The organism is Kribbella sp. CA-293567 (assembly GCF_027627575.1).
Classification (GTDB): Bacteria; Actinomycetota; Actinomycetes; order Propionibacteriales; family Kribbellaceae; genus Kribbella.
Genome location: NZ_CP114065.1, coordinates 601,107 through 614,174, shown reverse-complemented (window position 1 = coordinate 614,174; position 13,068 = coordinate 601,107). Strand labels below are relative to the sequence as shown.

12 protein-coding genes are annotated in these 13,068 nt (G+C 69.2%); 4 read left to right on the top strand and 8 right to left on the bottom strand.

What is annotated here, in order from left to right; all coding sequences use genetic code 11:
* Positions 1-25: 25 nt before the first annotated feature.
* Both OX958_RS02935 and OX958_RS02930 read right to left on the bottom strand, forming a co-directional pair.
* Positions 26-802, bottom strand: coding sequence for a DUF4097 family beta strand repeat-containing protein (locus tag OX958_RS02935; RefSeq protein WP_270135543.1), 777 nt, complete (start codon positions 800-802; stop codon positions 26-28).
* A gap of 37 nt (positions 803-839) precedes the next feature.
* Positions 840-1,526 carry an SDR family oxidoreductase gene (locus OX958_RS02930; RefSeq protein ID WP_270135542.1) on the bottom strand — a complete coding sequence of 229 codons (687 nt, stop codon included), beginning with the start codon at positions 1,524-1,526 and terminating at the stop codon, positions 840-842.
* Between the two features lie 126 nt (positions 1,527-1,652).
* On the opposite strand from OX958_RS02930, the gene OX958_RS02925 reads away from it, so the two are divergent.
* Positions 1,653-4,145 (top strand): polysaccharide lyase family 8 super-sandwich domain-containing protein, encoded by a 2,493-nt coding sequence (locus OX958_RS02925; RefSeq protein WP_270135541.1) that lies wholly within the window; start codon positions 1,653-1,655, stop codon positions 4,143-4,145.
* Here OX958_RS02925 and OX958_RS02920 read toward each other — a convergent pair.
* Complete coding sequence (locus tag OX958_RS02920; RefSeq protein WP_270135539.1) at positions 4,142-5,803, bottom strand: hypothetical protein; 1,662 nt, start codon at positions 5,801-5,803, stop codon at positions 4,142-4,144. The two genes, OX958_RS02925 and OX958_RS02920, sit on opposite strands and share 4 nt — an antisense overlap.
* 190 nt (positions 5,804-5,993) lie before the next feature.
* Here OX958_RS02920 and OX958_RS02915 point away from each other — a divergent pair, with 190 nt between their 5' ends.
* Positions 5,994-6,608: a TetR/AcrR family transcriptional regulator gene (locus OX958_RS02915; protein WP_270135538.1), complete on the top strand. Its 615-nt coding sequence runs from the start codon at positions 5,994-5,996 to the stop codon at positions 6,606-6,608.
* Here the strand turns inward: OX958_RS02915 and OX958_RS02910 are convergent.
* The gene (locus OX958_RS02910; RefSeq protein WP_270135537.1) at positions 6,584-6,901 is read right to left on the bottom strand and encodes a hypothetical protein; all 318 of its coding nucleotides are present in this window, start codon (positions 6,899-6,901) and stop codon (positions 6,584-6,586) included. The two genes, OX958_RS02915 and OX958_RS02910, sit on opposite strands and share 25 nt — an antisense overlap.
* A gap of 214 nt (positions 6,902-7,115) precedes the next feature.
* Entirely contained in the window at positions 7,116-8,201 is a 1,086-nt protein-coding gene (locus tag OX958_RS02905) for a DNA polymerase III subunit beta family protein (RefSeq protein ID WP_270135535.1), read from the bottom strand.
* 96 nt (positions 8,202-8,297) lie between these two features.
* Here OX958_RS02905 and OX958_RS02900 point away from each other — a divergent pair, with 96 nt between their 5' ends.
* Complete coding sequence (locus tag OX958_RS02900) at positions 8,298-8,771, top strand: AAA family ATPase (protein ID WP_270135534.1); 474 nt, start codon at positions 8,298-8,300, stop codon at positions 8,769-8,771.
* 108 nt (positions 8,772-8,879) lie between these two features.
* On the opposite strand, the gene OX958_RS02895 is transcribed toward OX958_RS02900, so the two are convergent.
* On the bottom strand, positions 8,880-10,046 hold the full coding sequence (locus OX958_RS02895; RefSeq protein ID WP_270135533.1) for an anhydro-N-acetylmuramic acid kinase: 1,167 nt from the start codon (positions 10,044-10,046) through the stop codon (positions 8,880-8,882).
* 19 nt (positions 10,047-10,065) lie between these two features.
* Positions 10,066-11,349 (bottom strand): MFS transporter, encoded by a 1,284-nt coding sequence (locus OX958_RS02890; RefSeq protein ID WP_270135532.1) that lies wholly within the window; start codon positions 11,347-11,349, stop codon positions 10,066-10,068.
* Positions 11,350-11,555: 206 nt separating this feature from the next.
* Between OX958_RS02890 and OX958_RS02885 the strand changes: the two genes are divergently transcribed.
* A complete protein-coding gene (locus OX958_RS02885; protein ID WP_270135531.1) occupies positions 11,556-12,470 on the top strand; it encodes an endo-beta-N-acetylglucosaminidase H in 915 nt (304 codons plus the stop codon).
* Here the strand turns inward: OX958_RS02885 and OX958_RS02880 are convergent.
* On the bottom strand, positions 12,467-12,985 hold the full coding sequence (locus OX958_RS02880) for a histidine phosphatase family protein (RefSeq protein WP_270135530.1): 519 nt from the start codon (positions 12,983-12,985) through the stop codon (positions 12,467-12,469). The two genes, OX958_RS02885 and OX958_RS02880, sit on opposite strands and share 4 nt — an antisense overlap.
* Positions 12,986-13,068: the final 83 nt, after the last annotated feature.

The following is a 13,068-nucleotide window of genomic DNA, read 5'->3' as shown; positions in this document are numbered from 1 at the left end:
TTTCCGGCCGTACGCCGGTACTCGCTCAGTGAACCGGGGCTGTCACCTGGCCGGTGGCGGTCGAGGTCTGCAGGGTGAGCTTCGTGCCGGGGGTGGCCGTGATCGCGATCGCGCCGGAGACGGTGGCGGCGCGGATGCTGCCACTCGCCGTGGCGTGGATGGTGATGGCGCCGCTGGTGGTGTCCGCGCGGACCGAGCCGCCGCGGAAGTCGCGGATGGTGAGCCGGCCGCTGACAGATCTGGCGGTGGCCTGGCTGACCGCCCCCAGCAGGATGCCGCCGCTCGCGGTACGGGCGGTGACGCGGTCCGTGGCGCCGACCGAGATCGCTCCGGACCGGGAGGTGGCGGTGACGTCGCCGGCGCGCTGGATCGTCACCTTGCCCGAGGTCGTCTCGGCGAAGACCCGGCCGGCTTCCGGCACCGACACGTCGCCCGATTGCGTCCGCAGGTCGGCATCGGCGACGCCGACAGCGCCGATGTGGGCGCTGTCGGTGCGCGCGACGAGTGTGCTGCCGAGCGGCGCGATCACGGTGATCTCCACCGAGCCCGAGCCCGAGCCCGGCCGGTCGGACCGCTCACCGGCGCCGTGCAGAGTGACGACCAGGCCGCCGTCGGGACCGGCCTCCACGACAGCGTCCCGTACGGCGGTGGCCGACCGGCCCTCGTCGTCGATCGTCGAGATGCCGACCAGCGCCCGGGCACAGTCGGGCTTGGCCTGCACCTTCACCCAGCCGTCCTGGGCGAACAGGCCCACGTCGATCGTGATCGGGCCGTCGACGGCTGCGGCGTAACCGCGTCGCATGGCAGCCTCCTCGTCCGTGGACCCCCAAGATAAGGGGTCAGGCGACCCGGATCCCGCCGTCCAGGTGCAGGTCGATGGCGTTCGCGGCACCGTTGCGCAGCAGGAAGTCGGTGGCGTCGACGACCTCGGCCATCGTGGTGGCGCGACCGGTGGGAGTCCGGCCGGCGACGTACGACTGGTCGCGGTCGGCCCAGGCCGGGCTGTCGCCGACGATGCCGGGGTGCAGCGCGTTGACCCGGATCGGGGCGAGCTCGACCGCCAGGGTGCGCATCACGCCGGAGACCGCGCCGTTGGTGGCGGTGATCATGGTCGAGCCCGGATACGGCCGGAGCTTGCCGAGGCCGCCGAACAGCACGATCGAGGCTCCCGGGCGGAGGCGGTCGTGCAGGACCCGCGCGACCTCGGTATAGCCGACCAGCTTGACCGTCGAAGCCTTCACGGCGTCGGTGATGCTGAACTCCTTGACCGTGTTGCCGTACTGCTCGATCGCGGTGATCACGAGATGGTCCAGTTCGCCGACGTCGGCGAGTGCCCGGTCGATCGTCTCCGGCTCGGCCAGGTCGACCGCGACGCCCCGGGTGTCGCCGCCGATCTCCCGAGCGGCGGCCTCCGCGCGCTCAGCAGAGCGGCTGGTGACGACGACCGAGTCGCCCCGGCTCGCGTAGTACCGGGCGATCTCCCGGCCGAGGCCACCGCTTCCTCCGACAACCAGTACAGACGACACCGCAACCACCTTCGAATAGAAGATTGAATTTTCAATCTAAAGCATACCTGGTAAACGGTTGCCGTAAGATAGTTTCGGCTGCTTGACTCACGGCGTGAGGTTTTTCCCCTTCGCCCGGGAGTTCCAGTGCAGATCACTCGCCGCCGCCTGCTGTCTTTCGTCCCCGCCGCCGCCCTGCTGACCGCCGTACATCCGGCCGCCGCGGCAACTGCCACCACCGCATCCGAAGCGCCACGCCTGCTCGACAACCTGGTCGCCATCTTCGCCGGTACGCCGGAGTCGAACGCGCGCCCCGAGGTCAGGGCCAAGCTCGCCACCCTCGACCAGACCGCTCGCACCTGGCTGGCCGCGCTGGACCGGGCCCACCCCGGTGAACTCTTCGCCGGCCTCCCCCTCGGCACCAGCGACCCGAACCTCAGCGCGTCGTACCAGCACCTCTACGAGATCGCGCTCGCGACCAGACGCCCTGGCCCGGCCTCCGAGTTGCAGGGCAACCTCGCGGTCCAGGCGAGAGTGCTCGACAAGCTTCGCTGGCTGCACGCGAACTACTACGGCGACCAGTCGAAGGGCTACTACGGCAACTGGTTCACCTGGGAGATCGGCATCTCGGGGTACGTCGGGAAGACGCTCGCGCTGCTGGCCGCGCCGGCCGACCTGGTCAGTCTGTACGTCGCCTCGATGGATGCCTATCTGCGCAACGGCAAGGACGGTGACGTCGATCTGGAGTCGCGGTTCCACACCGGCGCGAATCTCGTCGACCTCACCGCCAACCGGATCATCCAGGGCGCGCTGCTCGGCGACGACGCCCGGATCCGGAAGGCGTTGCAGGACCAGTTCACCGTCTTCGCGACGATCGACCCCTATCGGCTCCAGCACGGTGTCACCGACGGGTACTACGCGGACGGCTCGTTCATCCAGCACGACTCCGTCGCCTACACCGGTTCGTACGGGAAGGCGCTGCTGACCCGGGTCGTGCAGACGGTGAAGACGCTCGACGGCACCGGCTACGCGTCCGGCGGCGACCTGGTGAAGGTCGTCCAGGGCTGGGTCGAGCACGGCTTCGCGCCACTCGTCTTCGAGGGCTGGATGATGGAGATCGTCAAGGGCCGGGCGATCTCGCGGCCCGCCACCGGGTACGACGACGTCGCCGCTGTGATCGAGGCGATCGTCGATCTGGCCGGCTACGCGACCGCTGCCGACGCCGCCACCCTCCGTGGCTACGTGAAGTTCACCGCGCGACCGACGCTCAACCCGAACAGTTTCGTCTCCCCCGTCAGCATCGCCCGGTTCGCGGATATAGTTGCCGACAGCACCATTCGCCCGGTGGACCTGAACCCGGCCGCGAGTTCGATCGCCTTCAACTCGATGGACCGGACCGTGCACCGCAGGCCCGGCTACGCCTTCGCGTTGGCCCGGAGCTCCGAGCGGATCAGCAAGTACGAGTACATGAGCGGCGAGAACCTGATGCCGTGGTTCCAGGGTGACGGCGCGTACTACCTCTACCTGAGCGGCCAGAACCAGACGCAGGCGTACGGCGTGGACTACCTGACCACCGTGTCGCCGTACCGGCTTGCTGGAGTTACTGCACCTCTGGAGCAACGCAAGTCGATCCCAGAGCTCTACGGAACGGCGTACTACAACCGTCCGCCGGAGTTCACCGCGTCGTCGGAACTGCAGAACAAGTACGTCTACTTCCCCGTCGGCACCAACCAGTACTCCGGCGGCGCCACGCTGGGCGCCTACGGAGCCGCTGGCTGGATCCAGTCGGACGACCGGGCGTACGCCGACCGCGACCAGCTTCCGGCCGACTTCGTGACCTACCGCAACGCACAGTCGACCAAGTCCTGGTTCCTGCTGGACGACGAGATCGTGGTGCTCGCGGCAGGGATCAGCGACCAGGCGGACCGGTCGGTCACCACCTGCATCGACGCCAGGATCGCAGCGCCCACCGACGCAGTACAGGTGACCGGCGTACTGCGAAACGGGCGCGCGTGGTCCAGTACTACCGGCACTGGCGACCTCAACTGGCTTCGCTACGCCAACACGACAGCGGGCACCTCGGTCGGCTACTACTTCCTCCAGCCGTCCCCTGTCGCGGTCAACCTGGAGCAGGTCACCCGCAGCCGCCGTACCATCCGCACGGCCAACCCGGACACCGCCGTCACCAAGCAGGTCTTCACTGTCACCCACGAGACGCAGCGGCGCGCCTCACTCGCCTACGCCTTGATTCCCCACGCCACCGAAGCCGCCCTTCGCAGCTACCGCCACGGCCGGCTCCTGCTGCTCTCCAACACCCCACGCCTCCAGGCGATCCACCATCCGGCCTTGAGCCTGACAGCAGCCAACACTTTCGCTCCCGGCCGCCATCAGGTCCTCAACTTCACCATCGACGGCCCCGCGTCCTTCCTGACCCAACGCCGCGCCGGCACGACCATCATCGCCGTCGCGGACCCGACCACCACCCGCTCGATCGTCACCGTGAGCGTGCTGGGCCGGCGACTGACCAAGCTGACCGGAGATCCCGGCATCACCGTCCAGCACACCCTCACCGGCACCCGCCTGACCTACGACACCCACCAGACCTACGGCCGGACGGTCACCGGCACATTCCGCGGCTAGCTGCCGCCGCCACCGACCACCTGGGTGCGGATGGCGAGGATGCGGATCTTGCCGGTGGGCGGGATCACCAGGGCCACCTCGTGCAGGTAGTCCTGGTGGAGGGTCTGGTAGTACTTGACGTTCTTGCTGTACGCCGAGACCGCGCCGCCGGTCCAGTTGGCGTAGTTGCCGGGCTCGACGAACTGCAGGAACCGCTCGGTGAGGTTGACGAACACCAGCGCCTCACCGTTCGCGGCGATGAAGGTGGTCGGCTGACCGGTCGGGCGGAAGAGGTCGTTGACCGCGGAGATGTACTCCTTCTTCGGTTGCTCCCGGGCGTCCTTCGCCCGGCGCGCCAGGAACTGGGTGACGTCCGCCGACCCCATGAACTGCGCCGCCTGCTTGGAGGCCGGCCCCTCGGACAGGTACTTCGCCAGGTTGCCGCTCATCGTCTGCGGCAGCAGTGGCAGCTTCGCCATGTCCGTCCGGGTCGGCGTCCGCAGCCCCTCCATCGGCGGCACGTTCTCCTCCAGCCGCGGGAAGACGGCGTGGGTCAGCAGCCACGGCGACCCGGCGTTCTGCCGCTCCCAGACGCCGAGCTGACCGCGCGCCGGGTCCTTGGACAGCTTCGCCGTGCTGACGAACCGCATCGGGTACGCCGGGAACTCGGGCGCGCCGATCTCGACGTCGGTATAGCTGTCCGACCCGGACTTGTCCTCGACGGTCCCGAGTTTGCGGCCGATGTAGCTGCCGGCGCGGGTCTGCTCGAGTCTCGGACCGGCCTCGATCGTCCTGGCCAGCTCGGCGTCGTTCGTCCGGCTGACCCGGCCGCGGATCTCGGTGTACTTGTCGATCACGGCCTGGCCGTCGGCCACTGTGGTCGCGGGCTTGGTGGTCACCTGCTGACTGACGTTCCGCACCGGCACAGCGGCACAACCGGTTGCCCCCAGCAACAACACGATGGCGAGCGCGCCAGTACGCCGTACCTGGCTGGGCTGTTTCGGCGCCGGCGGGGTGTAGGGCATCGCCGGAGCGACGACGGGCACGGTGATCGGCAACGGGATCCTCGGCGCCGGCCGGCGACCGGCGAACATCAGCACCAGACCGGCGACGAGCAGCACCAGACCGCCACCGAAGACCATCAGGCAGGTGCCGAAGAGGCCGTCGACCTCGACCCCGAAGGTCACCTTCGCGTCGACCCGGGGTGAGCCGTCCGCGTTCATCACCACCACGTCGTACCGGCCGTCGGCGATCGGCCAGGTGATCGACTGCCGTCCCTCGCCGGCCGCCTTCAGCGTCCACCAGTCCAGCTCGCCCGGCGCGGTCAGCGCGGCCGGCCGGCCCTTCATCTCCTGGGTGTCGATCCGCGAGGGCAGGTCGTACGAGACGATCCGCGTGTACTGCGAACCGCCGAGGTAGCTGGCCACGTCGATGTCCTGGCCGACCCCGACGAAAACCGGCTCGGCACCCGTTGCGGTCACGTGCAGCGTCGGCCCGTGCCGGTCGATCAGGTCCGGCGCGGTCATCACCGCCAGTCCCGCGCTCGACAGCGGCTGCTCGCCGGTGTCGACGGTGTTGTCGGGACCGACCAGCCAGAACGCGGCCACCCCTGCCAGCACTGCGACCAGTAGTCCCACCAGAGCCAGCAGCAAGCCGACGGCGATGCGGGCGAAACGCATGAAAGAACTCCCCGTTGGTACGACAAGTAGGCCCTGGGCGGAGGGCCGACCGGACCAGACCGTAGCGAGGCACTGCAGAGCTCGCCGTCCACCCGTCGTAACCCATTAACTGAGCCCGCAGTGATCTGTTACTGTCCGGCGAGTTAGTGAATGCGTGTTCACAAACTCCAGCCGCTCCGATGGAGGGATCGTGGCCCGACCGCGCCTGATCAGCGACGACACGATCCTGGACGCGACCCGGCAGGTGCTGGCCGAGTTCGGCCCCGCCAAGCTCACGCTGGTTGCGGTCGGGGTCCGAGTCGGGCTCGCTTCGCCGACCCTCCTGCAGCGTTTCGGCTCCAAGCGCGGCCTGCTGCTCGCTTCGGCGGCCCGCTCCCCGCAGTTGGTGCTGCTGGCGGTCGCGGCGGCCGAGGCGCGGTACAGCTCGCCGCTGGCGGCTCTACGCGACTTCGCTCTGTCCAGCGTTGCCTACCACCGCGAGGAGTTCGGCTTCGCCCACTGGGACCTCGCGGACGAGGAGTTCCGTGCGCATGCGCTGGCACATTCGGCGGCCGTCATCGACAGCTGCGCCCGGCTGCTCGCTGCCGCTCAGCGAGCCGGCGAACTCAAGCCGGACGTCGACGTACCGGCTCTGGCGCGCTTGACTCTCGTCTGCTTCACCGGAGCCCTGCAGGTCTGGGCAGTGAACGGCTGGGGCGCCCGCACCGACTTCCTGAGCGCCCAGCTCGATTCACTGCTCTCGCCCTATCTCACGAAAGCGAACGACGCTTCGGCACTCGATCAGCCCCGGCCGCGGGGGGTGTAGAGGCTGCGGCGGAGGCGGAGCTCGTCGCGGATCGGCGGCGGGATCGGCAGGTTGCGCTCGGTCAGGGCCGCCTCGCAGGCTTCCAAGCTTTGCAGCAGCCGGTCGGCGCGTGGTCCGCCGAGCGCGCCGATCCTGGGGGCGCCGCGCTCCAATTGGTTCGCCGACCGGGCGGCGTTCAGCTCGGCGAAGATGACGCCCAGCGTGATGTCGGACGGTCTCAGCCGGAGCGGTTCGGCCACGGCGCGGACCCGCGGAAGAACTGCGGCTGACGGGAGGAACAGGGGGAACGACATCGAGATCGCCTCGTCACACCGAAGTCTCCAAGGCGCGCTCGACCTTGAGGCGCCACCGACTCCGATGTCTCAAGATACTCCTAGTCCGGCCGCGCGGATGCTTCGTGTGCTCAGCAGAGTGGTGCCGACGAGCGCGGTGTACTGGCGACGAACAGCGGGGCATCACCGGACGCCGAGAGTGTCGCGCCTGCCAACCAGCCGCAGAAGGCCCGGTTCACCCGTCGAGGCGAACCGGCATCACCAGGGTGGTGAAGGTCCCCTGGTCGGCCGAGCGGACCACCACCGGGCGGTCCACGGCGCACAGCTCCAGCAGTACGTCCGGGCCGACGCTCACGCTCAGTGCCGCTGCCAGCAGCGAAGCCGAGAAGCCGAGCCGGACGGCACCGGCGCCGATGCCTTCCAGCTCGCCGAGTAGCTCGCCGGGCAGTCCACCGGGCAGCTCCCCAGCCGGCGTCTCCGGCGATTCCACCGCCGTCACCGTGACCCGTCCCGAGTCGATGTCGAGAGCAACGGTCTCGCCGGTCAGGGCTGCCAGCAGCTGCTGCCGATCCACGACCACCCGGCAGACCGGTGGGGCCAGACCCTCCAGGATCGACTGGTACGCCGGGAACTCCTCGTCCACCACCGGCACCACCCGGGACTCGCCGTCGACGACCAGCGCAGTACCGGCCGGTCCTGTCTCCAGCCGAACCTCAGCGGCCCCGCCGACCCAGCGCGCCAACGTCGTCAGCTCCGCCGCACGGACCAGCAGATTGCGCGGATAACCCGCGAAGGAAACCGGCTGCAGCTTCCGCACCGACAGCCGGTACCGATCTGTCGCCACCACGGTCACTTCGTCCTCGCCGAGCTCGAAGAACACGCAAGCCAGCGCGGGGAACTCATCAGTGGAGGCCGCAGCAGCCGCCACCTGCCGGATCGCACTGGCGAGTTCCGCGCCGCCCAGCGTGACGGCGCACTCGTACGGCACCGCGGGCAAGGACGCGAGGATCCGCGCGGTCGCCCGTCGAGCCGCATCCGCCTTGCCCTCAACCGTCCGCAGGTGTGCCTGAACCACAGCCACCCCGGCCGCGGCGCCTTCGTCGAGCACCACCCGTACGTCGGCCAGCGGCAGGTCGATCTCCCGCAGGTCGCGCAGCAGCGCCGCCCTCGCCTCCTGCGCCGGGGAGTAGTAGCGATAGCCGTTTTGCTCGTCGACCGAGGCCGGGCGAAGCAGACCGCAGTCGTCGTAGAAGCGCAGCGCGCTCGGGGTCAGCCCGACCTGGCGGGCGAAGGCGCTGATCGTCAGCAGCTCGTCTGTCATGTCGCCGATCCTGGGTCTTCGACCAACTCGAAGGTCAACCCGCCGCCGACGGAGGCCACGCTCGCGGCGGCCGGCCGGCTCGGTGAAAATGAGGTTGTGACGAGGTTGTTCGTGGTGGCCGGCGCACCGGGCGCAGGCAAGTCGACCGTGATTCCGGAGCTGCTGCGGCTGCGCTCACAGCCGCTGGTCGTGATGGACATGGACGAACTGCTCGACGACGACGGCCGGCTGCTCGGAATCGAGATCGCCGCCCCGTCGGCGGCCCCGATCTGGCCCGCGTACAACGCGCTGTGGCTGCGGATCACCGAACTCGTCCGCCGCTCCGGTACGCCGATGCTGCTGCTCTCGCCTGCAATCCCGGCCGAGCTTCCCGAAGGCCACTGGCTGCACCTCGACTGTCCTGACACCGTCCGCCGCCGGCGTCTCGCCGACCGCGGCTGGCCGGAGCAGCGGATCGTCAAAGCGCTCGAGGACGCCGCCGAACTGCGCAAGCTGGTTCCCCAGTCGGTGGCCGGTGAGAGCACACCCGAGGAGTCGGCGCGGCGGATTCTTGACTGGGTCAACGAGTGAACCAGTCGCGCAGCACCGCGCTGTAGTCCTCGCTGATTCCCTCCACCGACCGGTCCGGCGTTCCCGGCCAGTGGCCGACACCGGATCGTCACACGCCCTCCGGGTCGCTCAGTCGAGCCGCAAAGCCGTCGGCGCCGACGTGGGCGGCGGCGACACCGGCAGCGGCCCGACCCCGGGCGTGATCGATCCGAGCACGCTGGTGTGCCTCGCCCCTGTGCAACTCGGCACGGTCCCGCCGAGTCCGTTGACGGTCAGAAACCCCAGTACTGCGAACGCGTACGCCTCCTTGGCCGCCGAAGGCATCCCCAGCTCGTCAGTACTCCGCAGCGGCACGCCGCGCAGCTCCTCAGCCAGCATGTGCATCAGTACCGGGTTGCGGATGCCGCCGCCGGCCGCGATGACCTCTGTCCCACCATGGGCGCGTACTGCGTCCGCAACGGTCCGTGCCGTCAGAGCGGTGACGGTAGCGACCAGGTCGTCGGGAGCGATCTGCGGCAGTCCGGTCATCGCCTCCGCCAGGTAGCCGAGGTGGAAGAGCTCCTTGCCGGTGCTCTTGGGCGCCGGCCGCGCGTAGTACGGCTCAGCCAGCAGCCGGTCGAACAGCTCGGGGTGGATCTGCCCGCGACCCGCCATCACCCCCTCGGCGTCGAAGGTCGACAAGCCGCCGGTGAGGTCACGGACGACCGCGTCCGCCAGCGCGTTGGCCGGACCGGTGTCGAAGGCGACCGGTTCCCCGCTCGCGGGCACGACGGTGATGTTGGCGATTCCGCCGAGGTTGAGGGCGACCGGCGTACCGGGGCGGCCGCGCAGCCAGAGGACGTCCACGATGCTGACCAGCGGCGCGCCCTGGCCGCCGGCGGCGACGTCGCGGGAGCGGAGATCGGAGACGACCGCGATCCCGGTCGCCTCGGCGATCCAGGCGGGCTGCCCGAGCTGCAGCGTGCCGTGCACCTGACTCCGGCCGTCCGGGCCGCTGGGCTCGACCCAGTGATAGACGGTCTGCCCGTGCGAGACGATCAGATCTGCCCGGCCGCCGCAGAGCTGCTCGACCGCCTGCTCGGCCACCGCCGCGAAGGCCTGCCCGATCCCGGTGTCGAGCCGGCACACCTGCTCCAGCGTGGTAGTTGCTGGAGGCAAGGAATTGGCCAGCGCCGTCCGCAGCGCCGGCGGATAGGTGTCGCTCAGCAGGCCGAGCGGAGTGAGCACGAGCTCACCGTCCTCGATCCGCAGGTCGGCCGCCGCCGCGTCGATCGCGTCGTATGAGGTGCCTGACATCAAGCCGATGACGCGCATGTCAGTCCCGCAACTCACGCCGATGGTCGTCCCCGCGGAGCGTGAGCAGGGCGAGCACCGAGACGGCGCAGGTGACGGCCACGTAGTACGCCGGGATGTCGACGTTCTTGGTCCGCTTGATCAGCTCGGTGATGATCAGGCCGGCCGATCCCGAGAAGACGGCGTTCGACAGCGAGTAGGCCAGCCCGAGGCCGGTGTACCGCGCTCTGGTGGGGAACATCTCGGCCAGCATGGCCGGTCCCGGCCCTGCCATCAAGCCGACCACCAGCCCTGCCACGAAGACCGCGATCCCCTTGGCCGCGGTCGAGCTCTCCTGGTCCTGCAGCAGGTTCATCAACGGGAACGCCAGGACGACGACCAGCGCCGCGCCGGTCACCATCACCGGGCGGCGGCCGATCCGGTCGCTCAGCATCCCGGCCGGCATGATCGAGACCGCGAAGCCCAGGTTGGCCAGCACCGTGGCCACCAGCGCCTGCTGGAAGGTGGCGTTCAGCGTGGCCTGCAGGTACGACGGCATCACGACCAGGAAGGTGTAGCCGGCCGCGGACCAGCCCATCAGGCGGCCGATGCCGAGGGCGATCGCCCTGACCACCTCGACCTTGTCCGCGGGCGGCGCGGCCTCCTGCTGGACCTTGGCGAAGTTCGGCGTCTCGTCCAGCCTGAGCCGCAGGAACAACGCGACCAGGCCGAGCGGGAGGGCGAGCAGGAACGGCACCCGCCAGCCCCAGTCGGTCAGCGCCTGCTGGGACAGCACGGTCGCGAGGACGGCTGCCAGCCCGGCGCCGACGAGGAGGCCGAGCGCGACGGTCAGGGACTGCCAGGCGCCGTACAGGCCGCGCTTACCCTTCGGGGCGAACTCGGTCATGATCGACACCGCGCCGCCGAACTCACCGCCCGCCGACAGCCCCTGCAGGGCCCGGACCAGGGTCAGCAGCCACGGCGCGGCCGCACCCACCGTCGCGTACGTCGGCAGCAGGCCGATCAGCGTGGTCGACACCGTCATCAGCAGCAGGACGAGGATCAGCGTCGGCCGCCGGCCGATCCGGTCGCCGACCCGGCCGAACACCGCGGCACCGACCGGGCGGAAGAAGAACGCCAGCGCGAACGAGGCGTAGGTCTTGATCAGGCTCTCGGCGTCGCTGGTCGAGGTACTGCTGAAGAAGTTCGCCGCGATCACCGTCGCGAAGAAGCCGTAGGCGCCGAACTCGTACCACTCGACGAAGTTGCCGACCGCCCCGGCCACCAGCGACCGGCGGCGGCTCGTGGTCTCGACCGCAGTACTCATCGTCCCTCTTCCTGATCGCCTCCGAAACTTTCCTTCCATCAGCGACCCATCTTGGTCCACAAGTTCCCTCTGCCGCGAGGGGCCGTCTCGAAAGGTGGTTGTGGTCACCGTCCGCGCCAGCGCCTTGACGCAGCGTCCACCGCGGATGAGAATCGACCGCTATACCGGTTTAGTTGATCGGACCGCCCCCGACCTGGAGTTGATCGATGAGCCCAGCAAACATCAGCCGGAGAACCCTTCTGTCAGGCCTCGCGGCCACCGGCGCGGTCGCCGCGACCGGCGCGGCGCTGCCCGCCGAGGCCGCCGGCCGGAACTGCCGCGCGGGCAAGACCGGCCCGATCACCGTGGCCTATATCGAGGTGAACGACCACAGCATGCTCAGCGCCGGCAAGTACACGCTGGCGCAGGGTGGCGCGCAGGTGATCGACGTCGCGGTGATCTTCGCGGCGAACATCAACTACGACGGCACCAAGGCGTACCTGCACTTCAACGAGAACGTGCAGAACGTGCTCGACAACGTGGCCACCCAGGTCCGCCCGCTGCAGCAGAAGGGCATCAAGGTCCTGCTGTCGATCCTGGGCAACCACGAGGGCGCCGGCTTCGCCAACTTCCCGACCAAGGCCGCCGCCGAGGCGTTCGCCCAGCAGCTCGCCGACGCGGTCAACCGCTACGGCCTGGACGGGATCGACTTCGACGACGAGTACGCGGAGTACGGCAAGAACGGCACCGGCCAGCCGAACGCCAGCTCGTTCTTCTACCTGGTCTCCGCACTGCGCCGGAAGCTGCCGAACAAGCTCATCACCCTGTACGACATCGGCCCGTCGGCGGCGCGGCTGAGCTACAACGGCCAGAGCATCGCCAACACCTTCAACTACGCCTGGAACCCGTACTACGGAACGTGGAGCGTTCCGCGCGGTCCGAGCTCCAAGTCCCGGCTCTCGCCGTCGGCCACCTCCTACACCGCCACCAGTTCCGCCACCGCCGCGAGTTTCGCGCAACGCACAGTGAGCGAGGGCTACGGCGTCTTCCTCACCTACAACCTCACCGGGGCGAACACCGCCGCCTACATGTCCGCCTTCACTCAGAAGCTCTACAACAGCGCCACCGTCTACACGCCTTAGAGCTGGTAGACCCACCCCGGCTGCCAGTCGAACGGGGCGTCCACCAGCTCTTCCAGTGCAACCTCGGCCAGCAGGTGCTGCAAGGCCCACCTGTTGGCCGAGTGCGCGACCACCAGCACCGTGCGCCCGTCATACAGGCGGCTGATGTCGCTCAGGAACGAGCGGGTCAGCTCGACCACCTCCCGATAGCTCTGCCCACCCGGGAACGGCTCGTCGATGCGCTGCCGCCGTGGCGCGAGTCCCCGCGCCGGCGTTCCGTTGAACACGCCGTAGTCGCATTCGCGCAGCCGCCAGTCCAGGAAGTGCGGCACCGGCAGGCCCGCCAGCTCCACCGTCTGCACAGCTCGCCGCAGGTCCGAGCTGAAGACGACGTCGACGTCTCGCCGCCGCTCCCCCAGCTCCGCCGCCTGGCGGCGTCCCTCGGGCGACAGCTCGCCCGGCAACCATCCGGTCGCGACTCCTTGCTCGTTGTCGAGAGTCGTGGCGTGCGTCTCGTAGACCAGCGTCGTCGGCATACCGGCCAGTCAATCCTCTTTGCGTTCGTTACCGACCGGTATATACTCAAGTTACTCGTGAGTATAGTCGGATAGAGGTAGGG

Excerpts from the sequence above, each read along its gene's own strand:
- OX958_RS02905 (WP_270135535.1), bottom strand. The coding sequence starts at position 8,201 with ATGACAGACGAGCTGCTGACGATCAGCGCCTTCGCCCGCCAGGTCGGG.
- OX958_RS02895 (WP_270135533.1), bottom strand. The coding sequence starts at position 10,046 with ATGTCAGGCACCTCATACGACGCGATCGACGCGGCGGCGGCCGACCTG.
- OX958_RS02880 (WP_270135530.1), bottom strand. The coding sequence starts at position 12,985 with ATGCCGACGACGCTGGTCTACGAGACGCACGCCACGACTCTCGACAAC.
- OX958_RS02885 (WP_270135531.1), top strand. The coding sequence starts at position 11,556 with ATGAGCCCAGCAAACATCAGCCGGAGAACCCTTCTGTCAGGCCTCGCG.
- OX958_RS02890 (WP_270135532.1), bottom strand. The coding sequence starts at position 11,349 with ATGAGTACTGCGGTCGAGACCACGAGCCGCCGCCGGTCGCTGGTGGCC.
- OX958_RS02910 (WP_270135537.1), bottom strand. The coding sequence starts at position 6,901 with ATGTCGTTCCCCCTGTTCCTCCCGTCAGCCGCAGTTCTTCCGCGGGTC.
- OX958_RS02920 (WP_270135539.1), bottom strand. The coding sequence starts at position 5,803 with ATGCGTTTCGCCCGCATCGCCGTCGGCTTGCTGCTGGCTCTGGTGGGA.
- OX958_RS02935 (WP_270135543.1), bottom strand. The coding sequence starts at position 802 with ATGCGACGCGGTTACGCCGCAGCCGTCGACGGCCCGATCACGATCGAC.